Raw genomic sequence first — 23,986 nt, 5'->3', positions numbered from 1 at the left:
GTCCCGGCCTCCGTCAATAAAAAGATAGCTGCTAGCGCTTACCCCATAAGCCTCAACAGCCAAAAACACCCAAAATCACTTGGCAAACAGCGACTCCATATTCTTGAACGCCTTGAACTCCAGCGCATTCCCCGATGGATCGAGCAGAAACATCGTCGCCTGCTCGCCCACCTCGCCCTGGAACCGGATATAGGGCTCGATCACAAAGCGCGTACCCGCCGCCTTCAGCCTGCCCGCCAGCACCTCCCACCGCTCCATGTCCAGCACCGCCCCATAGTGGCGTACCGGCACCTCATGCCCATCCACATCGCTGGTGTGGCGGTGGCCGCACTCCTCGGGCGCCAGGTGGGCGACGATCTGGTGGCCGTAGAAATCGAAATCCACCCAGGCGTCGGAACTGCGCCCCTCGGGGCAGCCCAGCAGCTCGCCGTAGAACCGGCGCGCCACAGCCAGGTCGTGCACCGGAAAGGCAAGGTGGAACGGGGGGATGGACGTGGGCTGGCTCATCGGAAACTCCTGCTTGGTGGGTCGATGGCAGCGACTGTAGGCCCAGGCACAAATAAAGAAAAATGATATATTTTTCGCCTGAGCACGCAAAATTTCGATGATTACCGAACTGCGCACCTTTCTTGCCGTCGCCCGCCTGGGCACCTTCGCCGGCGCGGGCGACGCCATCGGCCTCACGCAATCGGCCGTCAGCAGCCAGATGCGCCGGCTCGAAGCGCATTTCGGCCAGTCGCTGTTCGACCGCACCGGCCGCTCCTCCGCCCTGAACGCCGCCGGCCAGGCGCTGGTGCCGCAGGCCGGGCAACTGCTGCGCCAGTTCGACCTGCTCGGCCAGGACGATCCGGCGCACAGTGCCCCGGCGCGCCTGACCATCGGCGCCATCGCCACCGCGCAATCGAGCCTGCTGGTGCCCGCGCTGCTGCGGCTGCGCGGGCAGCACCCGCAGACCCAGGTGCAGGTGGTGCCGGGCACCTCGATGGAGCTGCTGGACCAGCTCGACACCGGCGCGCTGGACGCGGCGCTCATCATCCGCCCGCCCTTCGGCGTGGACCCGCAGCTGCTGTGGCAGCCGCTGGTGCAGGAACCCTACGCGCTGCTCGCGCCCGCGCGGCTGCCGCGCCAGGACTGGAAGGAACTGCTGCAGACCCAGCCCTTCATCCGCTACGACCGCCGCTCGTTCGGCGGCCGCATGGTGGACCGCTTCCTGCGCCAGGCGCAGCTCGCGCCGCACGAGATCATCGAGCTGGACGACCTGCCCAGCCTGCTGGCCCTGGTGGCGCAGGGCGCGGGCGTGGCCATCGCGCCGCTGGCCGCCGCGCTGCAGCCACTGCCCGAGGCCGTGCGCGTGCTGCCGCTGGGCGAGCCGCCGTTCCATCGCGAGGTCGGGCTGCTGCGCCAGCGCCAGGCCGCGCCGCTGCCGGCGCTGCAGGCCCTGGCGCAGGCGCTGGAAACCCTGGCAAAACCTGGGTTCAGCGCCTGAAAAAATGCCGTAGCATTGCCGGTGCGCCGGAGGGGGCGCGTCTACTCGACTCCAATAGAACAACATGGCTCTTTACCGGTGCATGCATTGCCATTTCGTGGCGGAAGAAGGGCTCACGCCTGCGGGGCAACAGGTTGCCTGCAGCAAGTGCGGCCAACCGGCCACCGTCTACCCGACGGTCTTCTACGTGGAAAAGCTGCTCGAGCGCTATGCCGCCGTATCGCGCGAACTCGAAACCCTGAAGGCCCACCAGGCCGAGGCAGCCCGCCCGGCGGCCAAACCGGCGCCCGGGGCGCAGGCCGGGCCGCTGCAGCACGCGCCGCTGGAGGTCTGGCTGCGCCAGCGCCAGATCGCCGCGGAATTCGACGCCGGCAAGGTCAACACCACGGGCTACTTTGACGAGGCGGCCCAGCAGTTCGGCACGCAGTACGAGCTTTTCGGCGACCTGCTGCGGCGGGTGCAGTGGAGCTACAAGAAGAGCCATACCGGCCTGAACATCGAGCTGGCCCCGCTCGACCAGAAGGCCGGCCAGGCGCTGCAGCGCCTGTGCCGCGACCTCTACAGCCACACGCTGTTCTCGCGCTACCACTACCAGAAGCCGGAAAAGGTGATCCGCCTGAGCCTGCAGCCCGCGACCGCCGTGCGCCAGTTCTTCGACGGCGAGTGGCTGGAGTGGTTCGCGCTCGGCGAGGTGCTGCAGCTCGGGCAGCAGGCCGGCGCGCAGCCGATCTCGGTGGCCCGCGGCGTGAAGCTGACCTTCCCCAACGAGGACCTGCACGAGATCGACGTGATGGGCATGACGCTGGGCCAGCAGCCCTTCTGCATCGAATGCAAGTCGGGCGAGTTCCGGCGCGACATCGACAAGCTGCTGCGCGTGCGCCGCAAGCTGGGCCTGCCGCGCGAGCGCTTCATCGTCTGCGCCACCGACCTGGACAGCGACCAGGCCAGCAGCCTGAGCGCCATGTACGAACTCAGCTTCGTCCACCTGCAGGGCCTGCAGGCGCACCTGGCGTCGCTGCGCTGAAACCTTAGCCCAAAAGCTTGGGCTCGGCCGGGGTCCAGGGTAGCGCCAGCATCTCCTGCAGCAGCAGGGCCAGCTGCTCGCCGGCCGCGCCGACCAGCGCCGCGCCCTTCTCCGCCGTCGCGGCCGCGGCATTGCCGACGGCGCCGCAAGGGTGGTAGTCCTCGATCGCCCAGCCCATCTTGGCGCTGCGGCCGTTGCCCAGGATGGCGAAGCGCGCCGCGCGGTCCTGCGAGCTGGAGTGGAAGCACCCGGCATGCTGCATGCGCACCTGCTGCGGCGCGAGGTGCAGCATCATCGAGGTCTCGATCTCGCCGCCGTGGATGCCGAAGCGGTGCTCCTCAGCGCTGAACAGCCCCGTCACCGCCGGCGGCAGCGGCAGGTTGCCCCAGCTGCTGCTGTAGACCAGCAGGCCGTGGCGCAGGCGCAGCTCGCGCGCGACGATGTCCATCACGCTGACCTGGCCGCCATGGGCGTTGAACAGCAGCAGCTTGCGCACGCCGGCGCGCGCCACGGCCTCGCCCAGCGCCGTCCACAGCTCGATGATGAGCGCGGGCGGCAGGCTGATGGTGCCGGGAAAGTTCAGGTGCTCGGTGCTCAGCCCCACGGCCTGCGTGGGCAGCGCCAGCACGGGCGCATCGGGCGGCAGCAGCGGCAGCGCCGCGCGCACGATGCCGTCCACCAGCGTCGCATCGACCGACACCGGCAGGTGCGGGCCGTGCTGCTCGATGGCCGCCACCGGCAGCACCGCCACGCTGCGCGCGGCCAGGCCCGAGGCCTCGCCTTCGGCGAACTCGCGGGTGCTGATGTCCTGCCACCAGCGCGACGACCAGGCGGCGGCTGTCATCTATTGCTGCTGTTGTTGCTGTTGCTGCGGCGCCTCGCGGTCGCTCCACAGGCGTCCGCCGGTGGACCAGTCGTGGCGCGGCACGTCGAAGAACAGGATGTCCACGCTGTCGGGCGAGCCGCCCAGCGTGCGCACGGTGGCATCGGTCAGGGCCTGGGCCAGCGCGCGCTTTTGCTCCACGGTACGGCCTTCGAACAGTTCTACGCGAATGGTTGGCATGCAAGTCTCTCCGTTTGAAATTCAGTGGCGGTAATCGGGCGCGCTGCGCTCCAGCCGGCGCAGCAGCGAGGGCCATTCCAGGTCGCCGTCCCACTCGCTGCCGTCGCCCACCCACTGGCGGTGGGTCAGCGCGGCCAGCTCGGGCGTGGCGACCAGCAGCTGGCCGCCGGTGGCGGCCATGGCGCGCAGCTGCGCCTGGGCGGCGCGCTCGAGCATGTGCATCAGCATCCAGGCCTCGGCCACGGTGCGGCCCACGACCAGCGGGCCGTGGTTCTCGAGCAGCAGGCCGTCGAGGCTGCCCAGCTCGGCCACCAGGCGGCGCTGCTCGTCGGCGCCCAGCGACAGGCCTTCGTAGGGGTGGCGCCCCAGCCGGCCGTATAGGCGCATCGCCCACTGCGAGGTGGGCTGCAGGCCCTGCGGCAGCATGGACAGCGCCACGCCCCAGGGCGTGTGCAGGTGAATCACGCACTCCACGTCAGGCCGCGCCGCGTGCACCGCGCCATGGATGGCGAAGCCGCTGGGGTTGACGCGCGCGCCCGAGCCGTCGACCACCTGCCCCGCGACGTTGACCTTGACCAGCGCCGAGGCGGTGATCTCGTCGAAGCTCGCGCCGAAGGGGTTGATCAGGTAGTGCCCCGGCTCGCCGGGCACGCTGGCCGACAGGTGGGTGTAGATGGTGTCGTCCCAGCCGTTGGCGGCCGCCATGCGGTAGGCGGCGGCCAGGTCGGTGCGCACCTGCTGCTCGGTGCGCGGCGGTCGGTCGGGGCGGGTGGCGGTCATGGTGCTTGCGGGCTGGGATGGGTTTCGTGCGATTCTGACATGGCCCGCACGGCGCGGCCCGGCATTTCAGTTATCCCGGCGGCAGGGCCTGCCAGCATTGTTGAGTGTTCACTAACAATTTGCGCCAGCCAGCAGAAACCGGTTTCTTTAGAATCGGGTCTGCGTCATCCACTGAGAAAGTCCACCCATGTCCATTTCCCGCCGCACCTCCAGCGCCCAATCGCTGGCCGCCAAGAGCCTGGAGCTGTCCTGGGCCGCGCCCCAGGTGGTCGCCCAGCGGGTCGGCCGCATGATGGCCGCCGGCGCCAGCCCGTCGGCGCGCGACCAGCAGGAATTCATGCGCATGGGCAACGAGAAGGTCGTGGCCTTCTACGAATCCTGGGCCGCGATGTGGGGCCAGGCCGTGTCGTCGTACTGGCAGACCGCCGCCAAGATGAGCTTCACCCCCCTGCTGGCGCCCACGCTGCAGAACCCGTTTGCGCCGTTCGCGCTGGGCTCGGCCTCGGAAAAGCTGGTCAAGCAGCAGATGCGCAGCGTCACCGACGTGCTGCACGCCGGCCTGTCGCCGGTGCACGCCAAGGCGGTGAGCAATGCCAAGCGCCTGTCGCGCAGCGGCTCGCGGCACAGCTGATTTATCAAAAACAATAGCTACTAGCGCTTACTCCATAAGCGCTAGATGCCAATTTCACCCTTATCCTTCTCATTCTGCTGCAGCGCCCACATGCGCGCGTAGCGCCCGCCCTGGGCCAGCAGCGCGGCGTGCGTGCCGCGCTCGACGATGCGGCCGGCGTCCATCACCAGGATTTCGTGCGCATCGACCACCGTGGACAGGCGGTGCGCGATCACCAGCGTGGTCTTGCCCGCGGCGGCGCTGCGCAGCTCGCGCTGGATGGCGCGCTCGTTGGCCGAATCGAGCGCCGACGTGGCCTCGTCGAAGATCAGGATGGGCGGGTTCTTCAATAGCGTGCGGGCGATGGCCACGCGCTGCTTCTCGCCGCCCGAGAGCTTGAGCCCGCGCTCGCCCACGCGGGTGGCGTAGCCGTCGGGCGTGGCCGTCACCATGTCGTGGATGCGCGCGGCCTGCGCGGCTGCCACCACCTCGGCGTGCGAGGCACCGGGGCGGCCGTAGGCGATGTTGTATTCCACCGTGTCGTTGAACAGCACCGTGTCCTGCGGCACGATGCCTATGGCCTGGCGCAGGCTGTGCTGGGTGAGGCCGCGGATGTCCTGGCCGGCGATGGTGATGCGCCCCTGCTGCACGTCGTAGAAGCGGAACAGCAGCCGCGACAGCGTGGACTTGCCCGCGCCCGACGGGCCGACCACCGCGACGGTCTTGCCCGCCGGAATGGCAAACGACACGCCCTGCAGGATGGGCCGCGCCGGGTCGTAGGCGAAGCGCACGTCCTCGAAGCGCAGCTCCGGCTCACCGTGCAGCGCCAGCGGCACGGCGCCGGGCGCGTCGGCGATCTCGCGCTCGGTGTCCATCAGCGTGAACATGCGGTCCAGGTCGGTCAGGTTCTGGCGGATCTCGCGGTACAGCGTGCCCAGGAAGTTCAGCGGCAGGTAGAGCTGGATCATGAAGGCGTTGATCATCACCAGGTCGCCCAGCGTGAGCTGGCCGGCGACCACGCCCGCGGTGGCGCGCCACAGCATGGCCACCAGCGCCACGGCGATGATCAGTTGCTGGCCGGTGTTCAGCAGGCTCAGGCTGCTCTGGCTCTTGAGGCGCGCCATGCGCAGGCGCTCCAGGTCCTCGTCGTAGCGCCGCGCCTCGAAGGCCTCGTTGTTGAAATACTTGACGGTCTCGTAGTTCAGCAGCGAGTCGATGGCCTTGGAATGCGCCGACGAATCCAGCACGTTCGCCTCGCGCCGAAAGCGCGTGCGCCACTGCGTGACCGACACGGTGAACGTGATGTAGACCACCAGCGCCGCGCCGGTGATGATCGCGAACCAGCGGTCGTAGCGCCAGGCCAGGATGCCGAGCACCAGCGCCAGCTCGATCAGCGTCGGGATGATGCTGTAGAGCGAGAACGAGATCAGCGACTCCACGCCGCGCACGCCGCGTTCGATGTCGCGCGTCATGCCGCCAGTCTGGCGCTCGAGGTGAAAGCGCAGGCTCATGCCGTGCAGGTGCTCGAAGGTCTGCAGCGCGATGCTGCGCGCCGCGCCCTGCGTGGCCTTGGCGAAGACCAGCTCGCGCAGCTCCGAGCACAGCGAGGTCACCAGCCGCAGCCCGCCATAGGCCAGCAGCAGGCCGGCCGGCACGACCAGCAGCGCCTGCGGGCTGCCCGCCGGGATGCCGAGCGCATCGACGATGTGCTTGAGCAGCACCGGCACGCCCACGTTGGCCAACTTGGCGCCCACCATGAACAGCAGCGCCGCGATGACGCGCCACTTGTACTGCCACAGATAGGGCAGCAGCCGCCTCAGCGCCGCACCGTCGCGCGAAGGTGCCTCGGGGGCGGGAGCGGGCATGGCGTCAGGAAAGCGTCGCATCGGAGACAATCACGGATTAGCAAAACCTTTCCATTGTGCCCTCCCTACCCATGCCTAGCCCTCGAATCACCTCCACCGAACTGCCCGCCGACATGGAGCTGGTGCTGCGCGTCATTCCCATGCCCGGGGACTGCAATGCCAACGGCGACATCTTTGGCGGCTGGGTCATGTCGCAGTTCGACCTGGCCGGCGCCGTGCTGCCGGCCCGCCATGCCCACGGCAGGATCGCCACCGTGGCGGTGAAGGAGTTCGTCTTCCGCCAGCCGGTGCGCGTGGGCGACATCGTCTCGTTCTACGCCAAGCTCTCGCGCGTGGGCACGACCTCGATGACCGTCGAGGTCGAGGCCATCGCCGAACGCATGCACCGGCCCGGCGAGTACGTGCTGGTGACGCAGGCCACCGCGACCTATGTGGCCATCGACGACAACGGCCAGCCGCGCAAGGTGCCGCCGCTCGGCGCCTGAGCCGCCATCGCGGCATAAAAAAACGCCACCGGCTCCTAGAGAAATGCCGGTGGCGCTACAAAGCGGGCCGTCAGCGGAGTGACGGCCAGGGCGGCCGGGCCGCCCCAGGGATCAGGCGCAGTCGAACAGGCGGCCCCAGCCGCGCACCGTCTTCGGGTCGCGGCCTGCCGCGCCCAGCATGCCCCAGACCGTCGTGCTCACGGTGTCCAGCAGCGTGAAGCCGAACTCGGCCTCGGCTGCCGTGGCCAGCTGCGCGGCGCGCAGGTTGGTGCAGTAGGTCACCACGCCGTCCGGGCGGGCCTCTGCCACCTCGCCCATCAGCTCGTAGAGCTTCTCGGGCGTGACCAGCGCGAAGTCGTGGTTGACGGTGATGTCCAGGTGGCGCTCGGCCACGATCTCGACACCGATCGCCTCGTAGTTCTTGACGATGAGGTCCTGCACGTCGCCGGTGTAGGGCGACACCAGCGCCAGCTTGCGGATGCCCATGCGCTCGATCAGCTCGTTGAGCGCCAGGATGGCCGTCGTGGCCTTGATGCCGGTGCGCTCGGTGATGCGCTCGCACAGCCGCAGGTCGGCGTCGAAGCCGCGCCAGCCGGCGGCGGTGCCGCTCCAGCCGATCACATCCACCTTGGCATCGGCCAGCAGCTCGGCGGCGGCCAGGATCTTGCTGTCGTCGAACTGGCCCAAGGCCTGCTGCGACAGCGAGATCTCCGTCACGGTGAAGCGCGAGAAATGGGCACTGCAGTCCGGCACGGAAGCGGCCAGCGCCGAGGTCAGCGGCTCCAGCGCGGTGTTCGAGGACGGCGTGAGCACGCCCATGCGCAGAGGTTTGGTCATTGAAGTCTCCTAGGGTTTGAGGGGTTGGTGCCTGCCCGCCTCGCAAGAGGAGATGCGTTGGCCGCCCCTGGGGGCGAACGCCGGGCGCATTCGGTGCGGCGGCACAGCGCCGCGCACCAGGACCCATAGCCATGACCGAGCCAACGCCCCTCGCCCGGCTTCATCCCTGCGCTTCCATACATCAGATGGACAGACCCGGCGATTCTGCACCGGATCTGAACAAACCGTCAACACCTCTGTAAACAATCAATCCAAAGACAATCAAAAGGAATTTGGCCATAGTCAGGAATTTCTCACAAATACTCAAACATTAGTGAAAACTCTAATGTCTACAATCTTGTCTACACTTAAATTTGCGCCACTGCAGAAACCTCTGCAGCTCCGACAGGCGCAAACGGGAACAGCCTGCGGACCCCGAATACCACCCGGCATGCCCACGCTGCATGCCACGCGCAAGGAGACTGCACATGCAAACCCCAACGACCACAGCCGCCGCCATGAGCGCGACGGCCGCACCGACGAAGGTGCGATGGAAGATCTTCCTGATGATGCTTTTCCTGATCGCGATCAACTACATCGACCGCGCCTCGCTGTCGGTGGCCATGCCCATGATCGCCAAGGAGTTCGATCTCAGCCCCGCCGTCCAGGGCCTGCTGATGAGCTCCTTCTTCTGGACCTATGCCTTCATGCAGATCCCCGGCGGCATGCTGGCCGACCGCTTCGGTCCGCGCATCGTGATCGTCTGCTCCACGCTGGGCTGGGGCTTCTTCCAGGCCATCGCCGCCGCCTGCACCGGCTGGGTGTCGCTGCTGGTCACCCGGCTGGGCCTGGGCGCGTCCGAAGCGCCGATCTACCCGGCCGGCGGCAAGCTCAACGGCATCTGGATGACCCAGAACGAGCGCGGCCGCGGCGCCACGCTGCTGGACGGCGGCGCCCCGCTGGGCGCGGCCCTGGGCGCGCTGATCATCGCGGGCCTGCTGACCCACTTCGACTCCTGGCGCATTTCCTTCGTGGTGGCCGGCGTGGGCACCATGATCGCGGGTGTCTTCGCCTGGTGGTACATCCGCAACCACCCGCGCCAGCACCCCGGCGTCAATGAGGCCGAGGCCTCCTTCATCGAGCAGTCCCACGCCGCCGACCTAGCCGCCGAACCCGCCCATTCCAGCGGCAAGGTGATGGACTTCTTCAAGTACCGCTCGGTCTGGGGCATGTTCTTCGGCTGGATGTGCTTCAACGCGCTGTTCTACGGCCTGCTGACCTGGATGCCCACCTACCTGTCCAAGGTGCACAACATGGACATCAAGCAGATGGGCGGCGCAGTGTTCATCATGTTCTTCTCCGGCTTCGTCGGCGAGATGGTCGGCGGCTGGATCGCCGACAAGTGGAAGGCCGCCGGCGCTTCGCAGGCCAAGGTGCTGCGCACGCTGTTCGGCATCGCTTCGGTGATCGCCACCGTGGCCATCTACAACGTGGCCCGCTTCAAGGACCCCGTGACCATCGTGATCCTGCTGTCGGTGACGCTGTTCTTCCTGCGCTGGTGCGGCCTGTTCTGGTGCGTGCCTTCCATCCTGGGCACCCGCAAGCGCGTCGGCTTCCTGGGCGGCGTGATGAACCTGGGTGGCAACTGCGCCGGCATCGGCGTGCCGATCCTGGTGGGCGTGATCGTCCAGGCCACCGGCTCGTACGACATGGCCATGATGCTCTTCGCCGCCGCCGGCGCAGGCCTCTTCATCTGCTCGTCGCTGCTGATCGACTACAGCAAGAAGATCCCGGTCTGACCGCTACCGCCCCCCGCAACCACCCGTTTCCACGGAGCGCTTCATGAAAACTCCTGTTCAACGCAGCTTGTCCCTGGCCTGCGTCTCGGCCCTCGTATCGACCCTGGCCGCCTGCGCCGGCACGCCGGCTGCCACGGGTAGCGCGGGGGCCGCACCGGCAGCCTCTGCCCCCGTCGCCACCGCGGCGGCTGACTTTCCCGCCGCCGCGCCCGAGAGCGTGGGCGTCGATTCGGCACCGCTGGTGCGCATGTCCGAGTGGATCCGCAAGGACCAGCTCGACGTGCGCAGCCTGCTGGTCATCAAGGACGGCAAGCTGATCTACGAGCGCTACAGCAACGGGCTGACGCGCGACCACAACTACGAGCTGTATTCGGTCACCAAGACCATCACGGCGCTGACCTTCGGCGTGCTCGAAGGCCAGGGCAAGATCGCCACCAGCGACAAGGCCGCGGGCTGGATCGCCAAGACCCATCCCGAGTTCAAGGCCCAGCTGGCCGACAAGCAGGCCATCAGCCTCGGCAACCTGATGGCCATGTCCAGCGGCCTGCTCTACCGGCAGGTCGAAGGCTCCGATCCGCTGTACTTCCAGGCGCCCGACCGGCTGAAGGTGGCGCTGTCCACCACGCCGCGCATCCCGCCGTCCACGCGCTTCGAGTACACCGATGCCAACCCGGTGTTGGTCGGCGCCTCGATCGCCGCGGCCGCCGGCCAGCGCGAGGATGCCTATGCCGAGCAGCACCTGTTCAAGCCGCTGGGCATGCGCAACTACCGCTGGACCGGCGCCGACCAGACCGGCACCGTCTCGGGCGGCTGGGGCCTGCGCCTGCGCGCCATCGACATGGCCAAGCTCGGCCAGCTGATGCTCGACCAGGGCCGCTGGCAGGGCAAACAGGTGGTTCCGGCCGGCTGGATCCAGCGCATGTCCAAGCCGCAGGCCGGCGCCACGGCGCAGGACTATGGCTACTACACCTGGATCAACCACATCGTCGAGTCCGAGCCCGAGTTCGGCGCGATGGGCTTCAAGGGCCAGTTCATCACCGTGCTGCCCCAGCAGAACGCCGTGGTCGTGATGACCGGCATCCTGCCCACCGACGGCGGCCTGCGCACCGGCACCTACCTGAACCTGTACCGCCGCATGGTCAACGACTACATCCTGCCGGCGATGCAGACACTGCCGCGCCCGCAGCCCAGCCAGGCGGCCCAGCAGGCGCTCGGCCAGGAGCTGGCGCTGGCCCTGCAAAGCCGCGGCAAGCCCGGCACCGACCTGGCCTTCAACGATGGCCCCGAGCGCTGAGCCGCGAGCCCCGCCCCCAGGAGAACCACCACCATGACCAACTTCCGCCTTTCCCGCACCGCCGGCGCCCTGTCCATCGCACTGGCCGTCGCCGCGCCCCTGCTGGCCCAGGCCACGGACCTGCCCACCGCCTCGCCCGAGAGCGTGGGCGTCGATTCGCGCCCGCTGGTGCAGCTGTCGCAGATGATCCGCAAGGAGAACCTCGACGTACGCAGCTTCCTCGTCGTCAAGGACGGCAAGCTGATCTACGAGCGCTACAGCAAGGGCCTGACGCGCAACCACAACTACGAGCTGTACTCCATCACCAAGAACGTGACAGCGCTGGCCGCCGGCGTGCTGGTGGACGAAGGCCGCACCAGGCTCGACGAGAAGGTCGCGCCCATCCTGGCCAAGGCCAGGCCCGACCTGGAGAAGGCCTTCGCCGACAAGCAGGCCATCGAGCTGCGCCACGTGCTGTCCATGTCCACCGGCCTGGTCTACAACTTCAAGCCCACCGACGATCCCATCTACTACGGCGCGCCCGACCGCCTGAAGCTGGCGGCCGAAACCACGCCCAAGGTCACGCCCGGCACGGCTTTCGACTACACCGACGTGAACCCCATCCTGGCCAGCGCCACGCTGGGCGCCGACGCCGGCATGCCGCTGCAGGACTTTGCCGCGGCCAGGCTGTTCAAGCCCATGGGCATGGCGCACTATGCCTGGGAGCGGGCCGACGACAAGGGCCTGGTCTCCTCCGGTTGGGGCCTGCGCCTGCGCGCTGTCGACATGGCCAAGCTCGGCCAGCTGGTGCTGACCGGTGGCCGCTGGGACGGCAAGCAGCTCGTCTCGCAGGCCTGGATGCGCACCATGACCGCGCCCACCTCGGCGCCGTGGTACGGCTACTACTGGTGGATCAACGACATCGTCGCCACCGAACCCGAGACCCACGCCATGGGCTTCAAGGGCCAGTTCATCGTAGCCCTGCCCGAGCGCAACGCCGTGGTAGTCATGACCAGCATGCTGCCCATCGAGGGCGGCCTGCGCGAATCCCAGAACGTGCTGGCCATCCGGCGCATGGTCAAGGACTATGTGCTGCCGGCCCTGGACAACCAGGCACATGCCAAGCCCACGCCCGCCAGCCAGAAGGCTCTGGCGCAGGAGCTTGAACTCGCGTCGCGCCACCAGGGCAAGTCCGGAGCGCCGGCCGACCCCACCGATACCCCCAAACTTTGACATTCAGCATGAGTTCCAGCGAATTTGATCTGGTGGTGCGCAATGCGCGCGTCGCCACCGCCAGCGACATCTTTGACGCCGACATCGGCATCCGAGGCGGCCGCATCGTCCAGCTCGGCCTTGGCCTGCCTGCGGGCAAGCGCGAGATCGACGCCGCGGGCCGCACGGTGACGCCCGGCGGCGTCGACGCGCACTGCCACCTGGACCAGCCCATGGAAGCCCCGGCCAAGATGGCCGACGACTTCGACTCGGGCACGCGCGCCGCGGCCTGCGGCGGCACGACCACGGTGATCCCCTTCGCGGCCCAGCACAAGGGCCAGTCGCTGCGCGCCGCGGTGGAGGACTACCACCGCCGCGCCGAAGGCAAGGCCCACATCGACCATGCCTTCCACCTGATCGTGAGCGACCCCACCCCCGAGGTGCTGACCAACGAGCTGCCGGCGCTGATCCAGGAGGGCTACACCTCGTTCAAGATCTACATGACCTACGACGACATGAAGCTCGACGATGGCCAGATCCTGGACGTGCTGGAGATCGCGCGCAAGCACGATGCGATGGCCATGATCCATGCCGAGAACGCCGACTGCATCGAGTGGCTGACCAAGCGCCTCGAAGCCGCCGGCCGCACCGCGCCGCGCTACCACGCCCATTCCCGGCCCATGCTGGTCGAGCGCGAGGCCACGCACCGGGCCATCGCGCTGGGCGAGCTGGTGGACACGCCCATCCTTATCGTGCACGTGTCGGGCCGCGAGGCCGTGGAGCAGATCCGCTGGGCGCGCGCCCACGGCCTGCATGTGTTCGCCGAGACCTGCCCGCAGTACCTTTTCCTCACCGCCGAGGATCTCGGCATCGACGACAGCTACCACGGCGCCAAGTGCGTCTGCAGCCCGCCGCCGCGCAACCGCGAGAACCAGGAAGTGATCTGGAACGGCCTGGCCGACGGCCTGTTCACCGTGTTCAGCTCCGACCATGCGCCCTTCAACTTCGACGCGCCCGAGGGCAAGAAGCCGAACGGCGAGGAAGTGGCGTTCAAGCACATCCCGAACGGCATTCCGGGCCTGGAGACGCGCATGCCGCTGCTGTACACGCACGGCGTGCTGCAGGGGCGCCTGACCCTCAACCGCTTCGTCGAGCTCACGGCCACCAACCCGGCAAAGACCTACGGGCTGCACCCGCGCAAGGGCACCATTGCGGTCGGCGCGGACGCCGACATCGTGATCTGGGACGAAAAACCCTGCACCATCCGCAATGCCGACCTGCACCATGCCGTCGACTACACGCCCTACGAGGGCATCGAGCTCCAGGCCTGGCCGGCGCTGACGCTGTCGCGCGGCGAGGTGGTGTGGGACGGCGAGTTCCACCCCCGCCCCGGACAGGGCGAGTACCTGCGCCGCGGCCGCCCCAGCCTGCTCCCCATCCGCTCCAAGGAATCGACATGAAACTGCTGCTCATCAACCCGAACATCTCGCAAAGCGTCAGCGACCTGATCGAAGCCGAGGCGCGCCGCGCCGCGGCGCCCGGCACCGAGGTCACCGTGATGACGGCGCAGTTCGGCATGGCCTACATCGAAACGCGCTTCGAGTCGCTCATCGGCGCCTACGCCACCGCCACCATTGCCGCCGAACAATGCGGCAACTATGACGCCATCGTGGTCGCGGCATTCGGCGACCCCGGCATCGACGGCCTGCGCGAAGCCCTGGACATCCCCGTCGTCGGCATGACCGAATCGGCGCTGATGAGCGCCTGCCTGCTGGGCAAGCGCTTTTCCATCATCGCGATCTCGCGGCGCATCACCGCCTGGTACCGCGAGGTGGTGCAGGCCAACGGCCTGGAAGGGCGCCTGGCCAGCATCCGCTGCCTGGACACGCCGCTGCGCAGCATCGGCGCGGTGCAGGAGGACCACGGCGAGACGCTGCGCGCGCTGTGCCAGGCCGCCGTCGACGAGGACGGCGCCGATGTGCTCATCATCGCCGGAGCGCCGCTGGCCGGGCTGGCGCGGTCCATCAAGGACCAGATCCCGGTGCCGGTCGTCGATGGCGTCTCGAGCGCGGTCTGCCATGCGCAGACCCTGGCGTCGCTGAACCCGTCGCCGGCGCAGCGCGGCAGCTTCGCGCGCCCGCCGAAGAAGGAGCACAAGAACCTGCCACAGGGCATCGCCAAGCTGCTCTACGGGGAGCCGTCGGCCTGATAGGCGGCACATACCGAACCAGAGGGGGCGCTTGGATAAAATCGCCCCCATGACAAGCAAAGTGAGCAAGAAGAAAACCACCGCCTCGCCGAAACGGGAGTTTTCCGCCGACGAGATCGTGGAAAACATCTCCAACGCCATCCTGGAACACCGGCTGGTGCCCGGCACCAAGCTGGGCGAGGACCGGCTGGCGACCATCTATGGCACCAACCGCCCCCGGATCCGCGAGGTGCTTGCCCGCCTGTCGCACGAGCAGGTGGTGGAGCTGATACCGCAGCGCGGCGCCTTCGTCGCCAAGCCCACGGTGGAGCAGGCGCGCGACGTGTTCGAGGCCCGGCGCACCGTGGAACCGGGCGTGCTGGAGCGCCTGGCACGCCATTTCGACGAGGAAAAGTACCGCCGCCTCGAAGACCACCTCGCCCACGAGGAAGAGGCGCGCCGCACCAACGACAAGCACGCCGTGGTGCGCCTCTCCGGCGAATTCCACACGCTGCTGGCCGAACTGGCGGGCAACTCGCTGCTCATCCGGGCGATGAAGGAGCTGTCGACACTCACCTGCCTGACGATCTCCCTCTACGACGCGCCCACCGCGATGAGCTGCCGGGTCGACGAGCACCGGCAGATCGTCGAGGCCGTCAAGGCCAAGGACCTGCCGCTGGCGCGCAAGCTGATGCTGGCGCACCTCGCCCACATCGAGGACAGCCTGGAGCTGACCAACGAGAGCGAGGGCATCGACCTGGAGTCGGTGCTGGGCTAGGGCCTGTTCACCTAAAACTGGGAGATGCGTTGCCCCGCCGTGGGGATGGATGCGCGAAGCCCGGTACTCCCCATAGCCGTAGCTATGGGGAGTACCGGGCGACAAAGCAGGCGCCCCACGGCGGGGCAACCCGAAGGGAAGGACGAATGCCGGGCGCATCGCGGTGTTACGGCACCCAGCCCATAGCTACGGCTATGAGCTGGGCACCGCGTCTAGCGCTGCATCCCGGCATCCGTCCTTCGCACTCCTAGTTTTAGGTGAACAGGCCCTAAGCCCTCGGAGGCCTCAATCGACCTTCGCCCCAGTGGCCTTGACCACCTTGGCCCAGCGGGCGATCTCGCTGTCGATATGCGATTGCAAGGCCTGCGGCGTCGAGCCGACCGGATCGTAGCCGCTCGCGGCCAACTGCGACTGCACTGCCGGCTGCTTCAGCGCCGCGGCGATTTCCTCGCTGAACTTCTGCCGCACGGCCAGCGGCGTGGCCACCGGCGCGATGATGGCGTACCAGCCCGTCACGTCGAAACCGGCTACCCCCTGCTCCTGGATGGTCGGCACCTCGGGCGCCAGCGCCGAGCGCTTCGGGCTGGTCACGGCCAGCGCATGCATGCGCCCGCTGCGGATGTGCGGCATCGAGGTGGAGATGCTGTCGAACGTGAGGTCGATATCGCCCGCCAGCATGGCATTGACCACGCCGGCGCTGCCCTTGTAGGGCACATGGGTCATCTGGATGCCGGCCACGCTGCTGAAATACTCAGCCGCCAGGTGGCCGGTGTTGCCGTTGCCCGCCGAGCCGAAGGTGAGCTTGCCCGGCGCCGCCTTGGCGGCCTGGATCAGCTCCGGGATGTTCTTCGCCGGCAGCTTGGCGCTGCCCGCCACCACCATGGGCAGCGTGGCCACCAGCGAGACCGGCGCGAAATCCTTGCGCGTGTCGTACGGCAGCTTGGGGTACAGGCTGTCGTTGATCGCATGCGCGGCCAGCACCATCAGGAAGGTATAGCCGTCGGGCTTGGCGCGCGCCAGGTACTGCGAGGCCAGCGTGCCGCCCGCGCCGGGCTTGTACTCCAGCACCACCGACTGCTTGAGCTGCTGCTGCAGCTGCACGGCCAGCGGCCGGCCCAGCAGGTCGGCGCTGCCGCCAGGCGGATAGGGAATCACCAGCTGGATGGGCTTGTCGGGCCAGTCCGCGGCCTGGGCCACCGGTGCCAGCATGGCAGCGCCGGACAGGGCCAGGCAGGACAGCAGCGCGCGGCGGAAACGAAGTGGGTGCATCGATGGTCTCCTGGTTTATTCGAGCGACAGCCCGGCCGCCTTCACGATCTGCGCCCAGCTCTTGCGCTCCTGCGCGATGAAGGCGTCGTACTCGGCCGGGGTCTCGCCGCCGGGCACGCCGCCCAGGTCGGCGAAGCGCTGGCGCACCTCGGGCGTCTGCATGGCCTTGCGCGCGGCCTGCTGCAGCTGGTGGACGATGGCGTCCGGCGTGCCGGCGGGCGCCAGCAGGCCGAACCAGGCCGTCACCTGCATGGGGATGCCCGACTCCGCCATCGTCGGCACCTCGGGCAGCTGCTCGGCGCGGTCCTTGCTGGTGATGGCCAGCGCGCGGAACTTGCCCGACTTGATGTGCGGCATGGAGCTGGGCAGGTTGTCGATCATGAAGTCCACCTGCGAACCCAGCAGCGCCGTCACCGCGGGCGCGGCGCCGCTGTGCGGCACCAGGGTCACGTCGATGCCCGCCTTCTGGCGGAACATCTCGGTGGACATGTGCGGCGACTGGCCCACTCCCGAGGTCGCCGCGGTCAGCGGCCGGGTCCTGGCCAGGGCCACCAGGTCCTTCACGCTCCTGACCGGCGAGTTCGCATTCACCACCAGGATGTTGGGCACCGAGATCACGTTGGTGACGCCGCGCAGGTCCGTCTCCTTGTAGCTCAGCTGCTTGTACAGGCTGAAGTTGATCGCCACCGGGCCGATGTTGCCCATCAGCAGCGTATGGCCGTCGGCCTTGGCCCGCGCGACCTGCGCCGTGCCTATGCTGCCGCCGCCACCGCCCTTGTTCTCGACCACGATGGAGGTGCCGAGGTCGCGCCCCATCTTCTCGGCCAGCACGCGCGCGGCGATGTCGGTGGTGCCGCCCGCCGCCGCGGGCACGACCATGGTGATGGGCCGCTCGGGCCACGCGGCTGCGGCCGACAGCGGCAGTGCCACGCAGGCGGCCCAGATCATCCGTTTCATGCGCTCTCCTTCGAATCAAAGCGAGGCACCACCATACGGGGCCGCCGCCGATCGGCGCCTAGGGTTAGGCTGTAGAGACGCTTTGTGCTTGGAAAACCCACGCTTAGCCCGCCGCGAAGCAATCGCCATGAAAAAAGCATGGCGCTCGGCGCCATGCCTGGGAGATCCTGCAGGGGTGCGCCGCAGGGGTACGGCGCCAGGAGGGATCAGACGATGCTGGCCGCCTCGGCCTTTTCGGCGGCGTGGCTCGCCACCGGCTTGCTGGCGGCAGGGCGGCTGCCGGCCGAGCACTCGATCTCGCCGGTGAGCTGGCCGCCCTCTTCGATGATGACCTTGCCGTAGCGGATCTTGCCGTGCACGCGGCCCGAGCCGAAGATCACCAGCTTGTCGCGCACCGTCAGGTTGCCCTCGAACTCGCCATGGATCTCGGCGATGTCGATCTCGGCCGAGCCGCGGAATGCGCCCTGCGCCGCGATCTGGATCACGCGCGAATTCATCGTGGCCTCGACCGTACCCTCCACCACCAGGGTGTCGCAATCGGTGATCTCGACGCCCTTGAGCTTGATATTGGGGCCGACGGTCAGCTTGCTGCCGGCCGATTCGGAGGAGGAGGACGCTGCCTCGGTGTCTGCGCTCTTGCTGGTGTTCATGACGCCTCCGAGAACCGAACTGGCCGATCCCGCGGCCGTGCTGGGCAAGCTGCTGCCCGATGCCGAGGCCGGTGAGGCGCCCAGAAACTTGGATGCGCCAGACTCGCTCTCGCGCCGCCCGCCGAAAAAGGGATTTTGCACAGCCATCGGTTCTCCTTAGGTTAAAAAATCGAATGCTATCCAATCCGCAGCCACGCACCCTGCCACATTTGAAAAGGCTCGTAACAAGAACCTCTGTTGGGAGCGGCTGCTATCAATATTTTCATTATCAGCACAAATCACACGTTTGCAAACAACTGTCTTTCCGCACGGCCGGGCAAGGGCTTGCGATTGCTCAGCCTGGCTTCAGCATCCGTCCCTACAATAGCGCGCTACTTCCCGATACCGCTTCCTTGCCTTGACCGCTGCCTCTTTCGATCACGCCCTGACCGGGCCAGCCAGCCTCCGGCGCCAGTTGTGGCTGTGGATTGCCGTCTCTGCGACGGTGTGGGCCGTGGTGGGCTGGCTCGCCAACGGTAACCTCGACGGCTATTTCGACATGCTGGAAAACTACGCCTGGTCGCAGTCGTTCCAGTGGGGCACGCACAAGCACCCGCCGTTCTTCTCGTGGACCACCGGCCTGTGGTTCTCGCTGTTTCCCACGGGTGATGCCTCGTACCGCGCGCTGTCGTATGTGAACGTGGCCGTGGGCCTGGCGGGCGTGGCCTACCTGGCGCGGCGCCTGCAGCTGCAGCGCTTTGCGCCGGTGGCCGTGCTGCTGCTGCTGTGGAGCTTTCCGTACACCACGCTGGCGGGCAAGTTCAACGCCAATGCGCAGCTGCTGTCGCTGTGGCCCTGGACGGCGGCCTTTCTGCTGGCCAGCTTCCAGGAAGTGCGCTGGCGCGGCGCGCTGGCCAGCGTGCTGCTCGGCGTGCTGGCGGCGGCCTGCATGCTCACCAAATACGTCAGCGGCGTGTTCCTCGCCGGCTTTTTGCTGCCCACCTTGCTCACGCCGCAGGGCCGCCAGTGGCTGCGCACGCCGCGGCCCTACCTGGCGCTGCTGGCCTTTGCCGCCACGCTGGCGCCGCACGTGGCCTGGGTGGCCAAGCACGGCTGGATCACGCTGAGCTACGCCACCGACCAGGGCGACGGCCGGGTGGAGTGGAAGCACATCGTGCGCTTCCTGGTCTCGCCGGTGCTGTACTGGCTGCCGGGCTGGCTGGCCGTGACCGGCGTCTATGCCTGGCTGGGCCAGGGCGGCGGCTGGCTCGGCCGCTGGCGGCGCGCCATGGCCACCAGCTGGCGCAGCCAGGGCTGGGGCGACACCCTGTTCTGGCTGGCCCTGTCCACCTGGCTGGGCATGCTGCTGTTCGGCCTGTCCAGCGTGGTCACGCTGTCGATTCCGTGGGCGATCCCGATCGGCTTCGCCTTCAGCCTGCTGTGGCTGCGCAACCTGGACGCCGCCGACCCGGCCGCGACCGCACGGGCGCTGCCGGCGCTGGCGCGCGCCTTCTGGCCGGCGCTGGCGCTGGTGGTGGCGCTGGGCTTCGTGCAGATGCGCCGCGAGGCCGCCGACCAGGACAGCGACTACTACCGCCCGAACGAAGCCGCCGGCCAGGCCGTGGTGGCGCACTGGCGGCGCACCCACCCCGATGTGCCGCTGCGCTGGGTGGGCGGCGACTGGGCGCAGAACGCGCTGGTAGCCTTCTATGGCGACCCGTCCGTCCGCACGCTGCCCGGCCTGCCCGACAGCCCCGAAGCCAAGATGTACGACTACCCCGACTGGGCCCGCCAGGGCGGCCTGCTCTTTTGCGGCCGTGGCCCGGTGGGTGCCGACGGCAAGGCCCCCGCGCCCGCGGCCGAATGCGAAGACGCGGCCGCCGCGTGGCTGGCGCGCCAGGGCCAGGCCGTCGGCCCGGTGCTGCTCAAGGTGCGAAAGCCCATGGACTGGCGCTTTCCGCACCCCCAGCCCTACGTCTACGCGATTTTCGAGTACCTGCCTGCGCAGGCCCGCTGAGCGGAGAATCCCCCCATGTCCTCCCTGAATCCATCCCCCCCGGGCCGCGAGCGCCTGGTCCTGAGCTGCGTGGTGCCCGCCTACAACGAGGCCGGGCACCTCGAGGACTTCCTGCACGCGCTGCATGCGGCCGTGGCGCCGCTGGCCGCCGAGTGCGAGATCGTGCTGGTCGACGACGGCAGCCGCGATGCCACCGCCGCCATCGCGCAGCGGCTGGCGCCGCAGTTCCCCATGCGCTTTTTGAAGCTGTCGCGCAACTTCGGCAAGGAGGCCGCGCTGTCCGCCGGCATCGAGCACGCGCGCGGCAATGCCGTGCTGCTGATCGACTCGGACTTCCAGCACCCGCTGTCGCTGGTGCCCGAGATGGTGCGGCTGTGGCAGTCGGGCTATGACATGGTCTACGGCGTGATCGCCGACCGCGCGGGCGAAGGCCTGGCCAAGCGCTGGGGCACCGGCGTGTTCTACCGGCTGATGAACCACGACAACGCGGTGCAGATCCCGGCCAACGCCGGCGACTTCCGGCTCATGGACCGCAAGGTGGTCGATGCGCTCAAGCGCTTGCCCGAGCGCAACCGCTTCATGAAGGGGCTGTACGCCTGGGTCGGCTTCCAGTCGGTGGCCCTGCCCTTCGTGCCCGATGTGCGCAAGAGCGGCACCTCCACCTTCAACCTGCACCGGCTGGCCAAGCTGGCCATGCAGGGGCTGACCTCGTTCACCACGCTGCCGCTGCAGATCTGGAGCGGGATCGGCGCGGTCATCTCGCTGGCGGCCATCGGCTACGGCATCTTCATCGCGGTCGACTACCTGCTGCACGACAACGCGGTCGACGGCTGGCCCACGCTGGCCGCGGGCCTGATGCTGTTCTCGGGCGTGCAGCTGCTGTCCATCGGCATCCTGGGCGAGTACATCGGCCGCATCTACGCCGAGGTCAAGCGCCGGCCGGTGTACGTGGTGGCCGAGGACGACAACCACAGCCCCCTGCCGCCGCTGCCCGACGATGCCCATGACGCAAGGCGCTGATCCGCTGCCGCTGCGCGTGCTGGCCCCGCTGCTGGCGCAGTTGCGCCGCCTGCCGCAGCCGCTGCAGTTCCTGGGCGTGGGCGGCTGCGCGGCCGGCACCCACCTGCTGGGAGTGGCGGCGCTGGTGCAGGGCCTGCACTGGCCGCCGCTGCTGGCGAATGTGCTGGCCTTCCTGGTGGCCTTCTGCGTGAGCTACGCGGGCCATGCGCTGCTCACCTTCTCCCAGCACCAGACACCGCACCTGCAGGCGATCCCGCGCTTCTTCGCCGTGGCCTGCCTGTCGTTCGCGGTGAACGAGGTGCTCTACCTCGTGGCGCTGAACGTGCTGCACCTGCACTACTTCTGGAGCCTGGCCGCGGTGCTGCTGATCGTCTCGGTGCTGACCTTCGTGGCCGCCAAGTTCTGGGCCTTCGCCCGGGTGGACGCATGAAGCCCATCGTCCTGTGCGCCGACGACTACGCGCTGCACCCGGCCATCGACGCGGCGGTGCAGGCGCTGGCCGGCGCGGGCCGCCTGTCCGCCACCAGCTGCATGACCACGGCGCCGCGCTGGCGCGAGGCCGTGCAGGCCCTGCCCGCGCTGCGCCCGCGCCTGGCCGTGGGCCTGCATTTCAACCTGACCGAAGGCTTTGGCCAGCAGGCCGCGGCCGGCATCGGCCAGCGCATCGCCCAGGCCTATACCGGCCGACTCGACCGCGACTGGCTGCGCACGCAGTGGCGCATGCAGCTCGACGCCTTCGAGAACGCCCTCGGCACGCCGCCCGACTTCATCGACGGGCACCAGCACGTGCACCAGTTGCCGGCGGCGCGTGCCGCGATGCTGGACGAGCTGCAGCGCCGCTACGGCGATGCGCCGCCGCTGTGGGTGCGCTCGACCGCGCCTGCGGGCCGGCTGGCCTGGCAGCCCAAGGCCGCGGTGATCGCCGCGCTGGGCGGCTGGGCGCTGTCGCGCCGGCTGCGCCGCCAGGGGCTGGCGCGCAACCGGGGCTTTGGCGGCGTCTATGGCTTCGATGCGCCCACGCCCGAGGATTACGGCCGGCACATGGATGCGTGGCTGCAGGCCTGTGGCAGCGGCAGCCTGCTGATGTGCCACCCGGCCGATACGGTGGTGCAAGGCGATGCGATCGGCGCGCAGCGGCCAGTGGAGTATGGCTACCTGCGCTCCGAGGCCTTCGGCGCGCTGCTGCGGGCGCGCAATTGCGCCATCGTGCAAGGGCCGGCGGAGATATTGCAGCTGCTGCGCTGACGGCAGCTGCGCTCTACGAACAGCTCCTGAAAAAGGAGCTGTTCGCGCTTATCCCGAAACGATTTCAATACGAAAACCATTTGAAATCAAGAGTGAATGAGCGCCAGCAGCTCCTATTTTTGAATCTGACGCGGATCGTGCGAATGGATCTGCATCGCCTCCAGAAAGCGCGACACCATGTTGTAGGCCGCCACCGTGGCGGTCAGCTCCACCAGGCGCGGCGGCTCGAAGTGCGCGGCCACGGCGGCGAAGACCTCGTCGGCCACCTGCACCTGGCGCGTCATGGCGTCGGTATAGGCCAGCACGGCGCGTTCGCGCGCATCGAACAGCAGGCTGTCCTGCCAGGCATTGAGCGCATCCAGCTTCGCTTGCGACACGCCCTCGGCCAGCGCGATGGGCGCGTGCTGGTCCGCCTCGTAGGGCGCGCGGTTGAGCAGGGCCACGCGCATGATGACCAGCTCGCGCAGGTCGCCCGGCAGCCCCGACTTCTGGCGGATGGCGGTGAGGTACTGCAGCCAGCCCTCGGCCACCGGCGCGCTGTGCATCAGCATCTGGTACAGGTGCAGGATGCTGCCGCGCTCGGCGACGATGCGCTCGGCCAGCGGGCGCACAGCCTCGCTGCCGCAGTCGGCATAGGGAATGCGGGCCATGCCGCGCTCAGCCGAACAGCGCGGCCAGCGCCTCGCCCGGCTCGGGCGCACGCATGAAGGCCTCGCCGACCAGGAAGGCGTTCACGCCGGCGTCGCGCATGGTCTTCACGTCGGCCGGCGCGAGGATGCCCGATTCGGTCACCAGCAGGCGGTCGGCGGGCACGTCCTTCTGCAGATCCAGCGTGGTCTGGATGCTGACCTCGAAGTTGCGCAGGTTGCGGTTGTTGATGCCCACCAGCGGCGTCTTGAGCTTGAGCGCGCGCTGCAGCTCCTCGGCATCGTGCACCTCGACCAGCACGGCCATGTCAAGGCTGCGCGCAATGGCCTCGAGCTCGGCCATCTGCGCGTCTTCCAGGCAGGCGGCGATCAGCAGCACGCAGTCGGCGCCCATCGCGCGCGACTCGTAGATCTGGTAGGGATCGACCATGAAGTCCTTGCGCAGCACCGGCAGGCCGCAGCTCGCGCGGGCTTGCTTGAGGTAGTCCACCGAGCCCTGGAAGAACTGCTTGTCGGTCAGCACCGACAGGCAGGCGGCGCTGGTCTTGCCATCGCCCTCGGCATAGCTCTGCGCGATGTCGGCGGGGATGAAGTCGGCGCGGATCACGCCCTTGCTGGGGCTGGCCTTCTTGACCTCGGCGATCACCGCGGCCTGGCCCCTGGCGATCTTGGCGCGCAGCGCGCCCTCGAAGTCGCGCGTGAGCACGCGGCTTTCGGCATCGGCGCGCATGGCCTCCAGCGGCACCTTCTTGCGCGCCGCGGCCACTTCCTCCACCTTCACTTCACAGATTTTTTTCAGAATATCGGACATACGGTTTCTTTC

General features: G+C 68.4%; 25 protein-coding genes. 14 read left to right on the top strand and 11 right to left on the bottom strand.

Annotated features, from left to right (window positions below; genetic code table 11):
- Positions 1-75: 75 nt before the first annotated feature.
- A complete protein-coding gene (locus ACYVKR_RS05230; protein WP_460479746.1) occupies positions 76-507 on the bottom strand; it encodes a VOC family protein in 432 nt (143 codons plus the stop codon).
- 97 nt (positions 508-604) lie between these two features.
- On the opposite strand from ACYVKR_RS05230, the gene ACYVKR_RS05225 reads away from it, so the two are divergent.
- Both ACYVKR_RS05225 and ACYVKR_RS05220 read left to right on the top strand, forming a co-directional pair.
- The gene (locus ACYVKR_RS05225) at positions 605-1,486 is read left to right on the top strand and encodes a LysR family transcriptional regulator (protein WP_460479745.1); all 882 of its coding nucleotides are present in this window, start codon (positions 605-607) and stop codon (positions 1,484-1,486) included.
- 82 nt (positions 1,487-1,568) lie between these two features.
- The gene (locus ACYVKR_RS05220; RefSeq protein WP_460479744.1) at positions 1,569-2,510 is read left to right on the top strand and encodes a PDDEXK family nuclease; all 942 of its coding nucleotides are present in this window, start codon (positions 1,569-1,571) and stop codon (positions 2,508-2,510) included.
- A gap of 4 nt (positions 2,511-2,514) precedes the next feature.
- On the opposite strand, the gene ACYVKR_RS05215 is transcribed toward ACYVKR_RS05220, so the two are convergent.
- The 3 genes from ACYVKR_RS05215 to ACYVKR_RS05205 are packed head-to-tail and all read right to left on the bottom strand — an operon-like array spanning position 2,515 to position 4,353.
- Complete coding sequence (locus ACYVKR_RS05215; protein ID WP_460479743.1) at positions 2,515-3,354, bottom strand: creatininase family protein; 840 nt, start codon at positions 3,352-3,354, stop codon at positions 2,515-2,517.
- Positions 3,355-3,573 carry a 4-oxalocrotonate tautomerase family protein gene (locus ACYVKR_RS05210; RefSeq protein ID WP_460479742.1) on the bottom strand — a complete coding sequence of 73 codons (219 nt, stop codon included), beginning with the start codon at positions 3,571-3,573 and terminating at the stop codon, positions 3,355-3,357.
- 21 nt (positions 3,574-3,594) lie between these two features.
- A complete protein-coding gene (locus tag ACYVKR_RS05205) occupies positions 3,595-4,353 on the bottom strand; it encodes a class II aldolase/adducin family protein (protein WP_460479741.1) in 759 nt (252 codons plus the stop codon).
- Positions 4,354-4,540: 187 nt separating this feature from the next.
- Between ACYVKR_RS05205 and ACYVKR_RS05200 the strand changes: the two genes are divergently transcribed.
- Entirely contained in the window at positions 4,541-4,984 is a 444-nt protein-coding gene (locus ACYVKR_RS05200) for a polyhydroxyalkanoate granule-associated phasin (RefSeq protein ID WP_460479740.1), read from the top strand.
- A gap of 41 nt (positions 4,985-5,025) precedes the next feature.
- On the opposite strand, the gene ACYVKR_RS05195 is transcribed toward ACYVKR_RS05200, so the two are convergent.
- Complete coding sequence (locus ACYVKR_RS05195) at positions 5,026-6,828, bottom strand: ABCB family ABC transporter ATP-binding protein/permease (RefSeq protein WP_460479739.1); 1,803 nt, start codon at positions 6,826-6,828, stop codon at positions 5,026-5,028.
- Between the two features lie 71 nt (positions 6,829-6,899).
- Here ACYVKR_RS05195 and ACYVKR_RS05190 point away from each other — a divergent pair, with 71 nt between their 5' ends.
- Positions 6,900-7,313, top strand: a complete 414-nt coding sequence (locus tag ACYVKR_RS05190) for an acyl-CoA thioesterase (protein ID WP_460479738.1) — start codon at positions 6,900-6,902, stop codon at positions 7,311-7,313.
- A 111-nt stretch (positions 7,314-7,424) separates the two neighbouring features.
- Here the strand turns inward: ACYVKR_RS05190 and ACYVKR_RS05185 are convergent, their stop codons facing one another.
- Positions 7,425-8,150 (bottom strand): maleate cis-trans isomerase family protein, encoded by a 726-nt coding sequence (locus ACYVKR_RS05185; RefSeq protein ID WP_460479737.1) that lies wholly within the window; start codon positions 8,148-8,150, stop codon positions 7,425-7,427.
- 467 nt (positions 8,151-8,617) lie between these two features.
- On the opposite strand from ACYVKR_RS05185, the gene ACYVKR_RS05180 reads away from it, so the two are divergent.
- The 6 genes from ACYVKR_RS05180 to ACYVKR_RS05155 are packed head-to-tail and all read left to right on the top strand — an operon-like array spanning position 8,618 to position 15,379.
- The gene (locus ACYVKR_RS05180; protein WP_460479736.1) at positions 8,618-9,928 is read left to right on the top strand and encodes an MFS transporter; all 1,311 of its coding nucleotides are present in this window, start codon (positions 8,618-8,620) and stop codon (positions 9,926-9,928) included.
- A 43-nt stretch (positions 9,929-9,971) separates the two neighbouring features.
- Positions 9,972-11,222 (top strand): serine hydrolase domain-containing protein, encoded by a 1,251-nt coding sequence (locus ACYVKR_RS05175; RefSeq protein ID WP_460479735.1) that lies wholly within the window; start codon positions 9,972-9,974, stop codon positions 11,220-11,222.
- 33 nt (positions 11,223-11,255) lie between these two features.
- A complete protein-coding gene (locus ACYVKR_RS05170; protein ID WP_460479734.1) occupies positions 11,256-12,434 on the top strand; it encodes a serine hydrolase domain-containing protein in 1,179 nt (392 codons plus the stop codon).
- 8 nt (positions 12,435-12,442) lie between these two features.
- Positions 12,443-13,873 carry a dihydropyrimidinase gene (gene hydA, locus ACYVKR_RS05165; RefSeq protein ID WP_460479733.1) on the top strand — a complete coding sequence of 477 codons (1,431 nt, stop codon included), beginning with the start codon at positions 12,443-12,445 and terminating at the stop codon, positions 13,871-13,873.
- Complete coding sequence (locus ACYVKR_RS05160; protein WP_460479732.1) at positions 13,870-14,622, top strand: aspartate/glutamate racemase family protein; 753 nt, start codon at positions 13,870-13,872, stop codon at positions 14,620-14,622. Before hydA ends, ACYVKR_RS05160 begins: the two co-directional genes overlap by 4 nt.
- 49 nt (positions 14,623-14,671) lie before the next feature.
- Positions 14,672-15,379 carry a GntR family transcriptional regulator gene (locus tag ACYVKR_RS05155; protein ID WP_460479731.1) on the top strand — a complete coding sequence of 236 codons (708 nt, stop codon included), beginning with the start codon at positions 14,672-14,674 and terminating at the stop codon, positions 15,377-15,379.
- Positions 15,380-15,664: 285 nt separating this feature from the next.
- On the opposite strand, the gene ACYVKR_RS05150 is transcribed toward ACYVKR_RS05155, so the two are convergent.
- The 3 genes from ACYVKR_RS05150 to ACYVKR_RS05140 all read right to left on the bottom strand — a co-directional run bounded on the left by ACYVKR_RS05150 (position 15,665) and on the right by ACYVKR_RS05140 (position 18,402).
- Positions 15,665-16,648 (bottom strand): Bug family tripartite tricarboxylate transporter substrate binding protein, encoded by a 984-nt coding sequence (locus ACYVKR_RS05150; protein ID WP_460479730.1) that lies wholly within the window; start codon positions 16,646-16,648, stop codon positions 15,665-15,667.
- A gap of 15 nt (positions 16,649-16,663) precedes the next feature.
- Positions 16,664-17,605 carry a Bug family tripartite tricarboxylate transporter substrate binding protein gene (locus tag ACYVKR_RS05145; protein ID WP_460479729.1) on the bottom strand — a complete coding sequence of 314 codons (942 nt, stop codon included), beginning with the start codon at positions 17,603-17,605 and terminating at the stop codon, positions 16,664-16,666.
- 206 nt (positions 17,606-17,811) lie between these two features.
- Positions 17,812-18,402: a bactofilin family protein gene (locus ACYVKR_RS05140; RefSeq protein WP_460479728.1), complete on the bottom strand. Its 591-nt coding sequence runs from the start codon at positions 18,400-18,402 to the stop codon at positions 17,812-17,814.
- Between the two features lie 250 nt (positions 18,403-18,652).
- On the opposite strand from ACYVKR_RS05140, the gene ACYVKR_RS05135 reads away from it, so the two are divergent.
- Genes ACYVKR_RS05135 through ACYVKR_RS05120 form a run of 4 tightly spaced genes read left to right on the top strand, consistent with a single transcriptional unit; the run spans position 18,653 to position 22,516 of the window.
- Positions 18,653-20,251, top strand: coding sequence for a glycosyltransferase family 39 protein (locus ACYVKR_RS05135; RefSeq protein ID WP_460479727.1), 1,599 nt, complete (start codon positions 18,653-18,655; stop codon positions 20,249-20,251).
- A 15-nt stretch (positions 20,252-20,266) separates the two neighbouring features.
- Positions 20,267-21,271: a glycosyltransferase family 2 protein gene (locus tag ACYVKR_RS05130; RefSeq protein ID WP_460479726.1), complete on the top strand. Its 1,005-nt coding sequence runs from the start codon at positions 20,267-20,269 to the stop codon at positions 21,269-21,271.
- The gene (locus tag ACYVKR_RS05125) at positions 21,255-21,701 is read left to right on the top strand and encodes a GtrA family protein (RefSeq protein ID WP_460479725.1); all 447 of its coding nucleotides are present in this window, start codon (positions 21,255-21,257) and stop codon (positions 21,699-21,701) included. The genes ACYVKR_RS05130 and ACYVKR_RS05125 overlap by 17 nt, the downstream gene beginning before the upstream one ends.
- Positions 21,698-22,516, top strand: a complete 819-nt coding sequence (locus ACYVKR_RS05120; RefSeq protein WP_460479724.1) for a ChbG/HpnK family deacetylase — start codon at positions 21,698-21,700, stop codon at positions 22,514-22,516. The genes ACYVKR_RS05125 and ACYVKR_RS05120 overlap by 4 nt, the downstream gene beginning before the upstream one ends.
- Before the next feature lie 113 nt (positions 22,517-22,629).
- Here the strand turns inward: ACYVKR_RS05120 and ACYVKR_RS05115 are convergent, their stop codons facing one another.
- A complete protein-coding gene (locus tag ACYVKR_RS05115) occupies positions 22,630-23,166 on the bottom strand; it encodes a carboxymuconolactone decarboxylase family protein (RefSeq protein ID WP_460479723.1) in 537 nt (178 codons plus the stop codon).
- A 7-nt stretch (positions 23,167-23,173) separates the two neighbouring features.
- Entirely contained in the window at positions 23,174-23,974 is an 801-nt protein-coding gene (gene trpC, locus ACYVKR_RS05110) for an indole-3-glycerol phosphate synthase TrpC (protein WP_460479722.1), read from the bottom strand.
- Positions 23,975-23,986 lie beyond the last annotated feature (12 nt).

It is taken from the genome of Comamonas humi (assembly GCF_054782535.1).
Note: the sequence above shows the minus strand (reverse complement) of the source record. Positions and strands in the feature narration are given on the sequence as shown.

Bases quoted from the DNA above. Each gene is read 5' to 3' on its own strand.
- ACYVKR_RS05230 (WP_460479746.1), bottom strand. From the start codon at position 507: ATGAGCCAGCCCACGTCCATCCCCCCGTTCCACCTTGCCTTTCCGGTG.
- ACYVKR_RS05225 (WP_460479745.1), top strand. From the start codon at position 605: ATGATTACCGAACTGCGCACCTTTCTTGCCGTCGCCCGCCTGGGCACC.
- ACYVKR_RS05220 (WP_460479744.1), top strand. From the start codon at position 1,569: ATGCATTGCCATTTCGTGGCGGAAGAAGGGCTCACGCCTGCGGGGCAA.
- ACYVKR_RS05215 (WP_460479743.1), bottom strand. From the start codon at position 3,354: ATGACAGCCGCCGCCTGGTCGTCGCGCTGGTGGCAGGACATCAGCACC.
- ACYVKR_RS05210 (WP_460479742.1), bottom strand. From the start codon at position 3,573: ATGCCAACCATTCGCGTAGAACTGTTCGAAGGCCGTACCGTGGAGCAA.
- ACYVKR_RS05205 (WP_460479741.1), bottom strand. From the start codon at position 4,353: ATGACCGCCACCCGCCCCGACCGACCGCCGCGCACCGAGCAGCAGGTG.
- ACYVKR_RS05200 (WP_460479740.1), top strand. From the start codon at position 4,541: ATGTCCATTTCCCGCCGCACCTCCAGCGCCCAATCGCTGGCCGCCAAG.
- ACYVKR_RS05195 (WP_460479739.1), bottom strand. From the start codon at position 6,828: ATGCCCGCTCCCGCCCCCGAGGCACCTTCGCGCGACGGTGCGGCGCTG.
- ACYVKR_RS05190 (WP_460479738.1), top strand. From the start codon at position 6,900: ATGCCTAGCCCTCGAATCACCTCCACCGAACTGCCCGCCGACATGGAG.
- ACYVKR_RS05185 (WP_460479737.1), bottom strand. From the start codon at position 8,150: ATGACCAAACCTCTGCGCATGGGCGTGCTCACGCCGTCCTCGAACACC.
- ACYVKR_RS05180 (WP_460479736.1), top strand. From the start codon at position 8,618: ATGCAAACCCCAACGACCACAGCCGCCGCCATGAGCGCGACGGCCGCA.
- ACYVKR_RS05175 (WP_460479735.1), top strand. From the start codon at position 9,972: ATGAAAACTCCTGTTCAACGCAGCTTGTCCCTGGCCTGCGTCTCGGCC.
- ACYVKR_RS05170 (WP_460479734.1), top strand. From the start codon at position 11,256: ATGACCAACTTCCGCCTTTCCCGCACCGCCGGCGCCCTGTCCATCGCA.
- hydA (WP_460479733.1), top strand. From the start codon at position 12,443: ATGAGTTCCAGCGAATTTGATCTGGTGGTGCGCAATGCGCGCGTCGCC.
- ACYVKR_RS05160 (WP_460479732.1), top strand. From the start codon at position 13,870: ATGAAACTGCTGCTCATCAACCCGAACATCTCGCAAAGCGTCAGCGAC.
- ACYVKR_RS05155 (WP_460479731.1), top strand. From the start codon at position 14,672: ATGACAAGCAAAGTGAGCAAGAAGAAAACCACCGCCTCGCCGAAACGG.
- ACYVKR_RS05150 (WP_460479730.1), bottom strand. From the start codon at position 16,648: ATGCACCCACTTCGTTTCCGCCGCGCGCTGCTGTCCTGCCTGGCCCTG.
- ACYVKR_RS05145 (WP_460479729.1), bottom strand. From the start codon at position 17,605: ATGAAACGGATGATCTGGGCCGCCTGCGTGGCACTGCCGCTGTCGGCC.
- ACYVKR_RS05140 (WP_460479728.1), bottom strand. From the start codon at position 18,402: ATGGCTGTGCAAAATCCCTTTTTCGGCGGGCGGCGCGAGAGCGAGTCT.
- ACYVKR_RS05130 (WP_460479726.1), top strand. From the start codon at position 20,267: ATGTCCTCCCTGAATCCATCCCCCCCGGGCCGCGAGCGCCTGGTCCTG.
- ACYVKR_RS05125 (WP_460479725.1), top strand. From the start codon at position 21,255: ATGACGCAAGGCGCTGATCCGCTGCCGCTGCGCGTGCTGGCCCCGCTG.
- ACYVKR_RS05120 (WP_460479724.1), top strand. From the start codon at position 21,698: ATGAAGCCCATCGTCCTGTGCGCCGACGACTACGCGCTGCACCCGGCC.
- ACYVKR_RS05115 (WP_460479723.1), bottom strand. From the start codon at position 23,166: ATGGCCCGCATTCCCTATGCCGACTGCGGCAGCGAGGCTGTGCGCCCG.
- trpC (WP_460479722.1), bottom strand. From the start codon at position 23,974: ATGTCCGATATTCTGAAAAAAATCTGTGAAGTGAAGGTGGAGGAAGTG.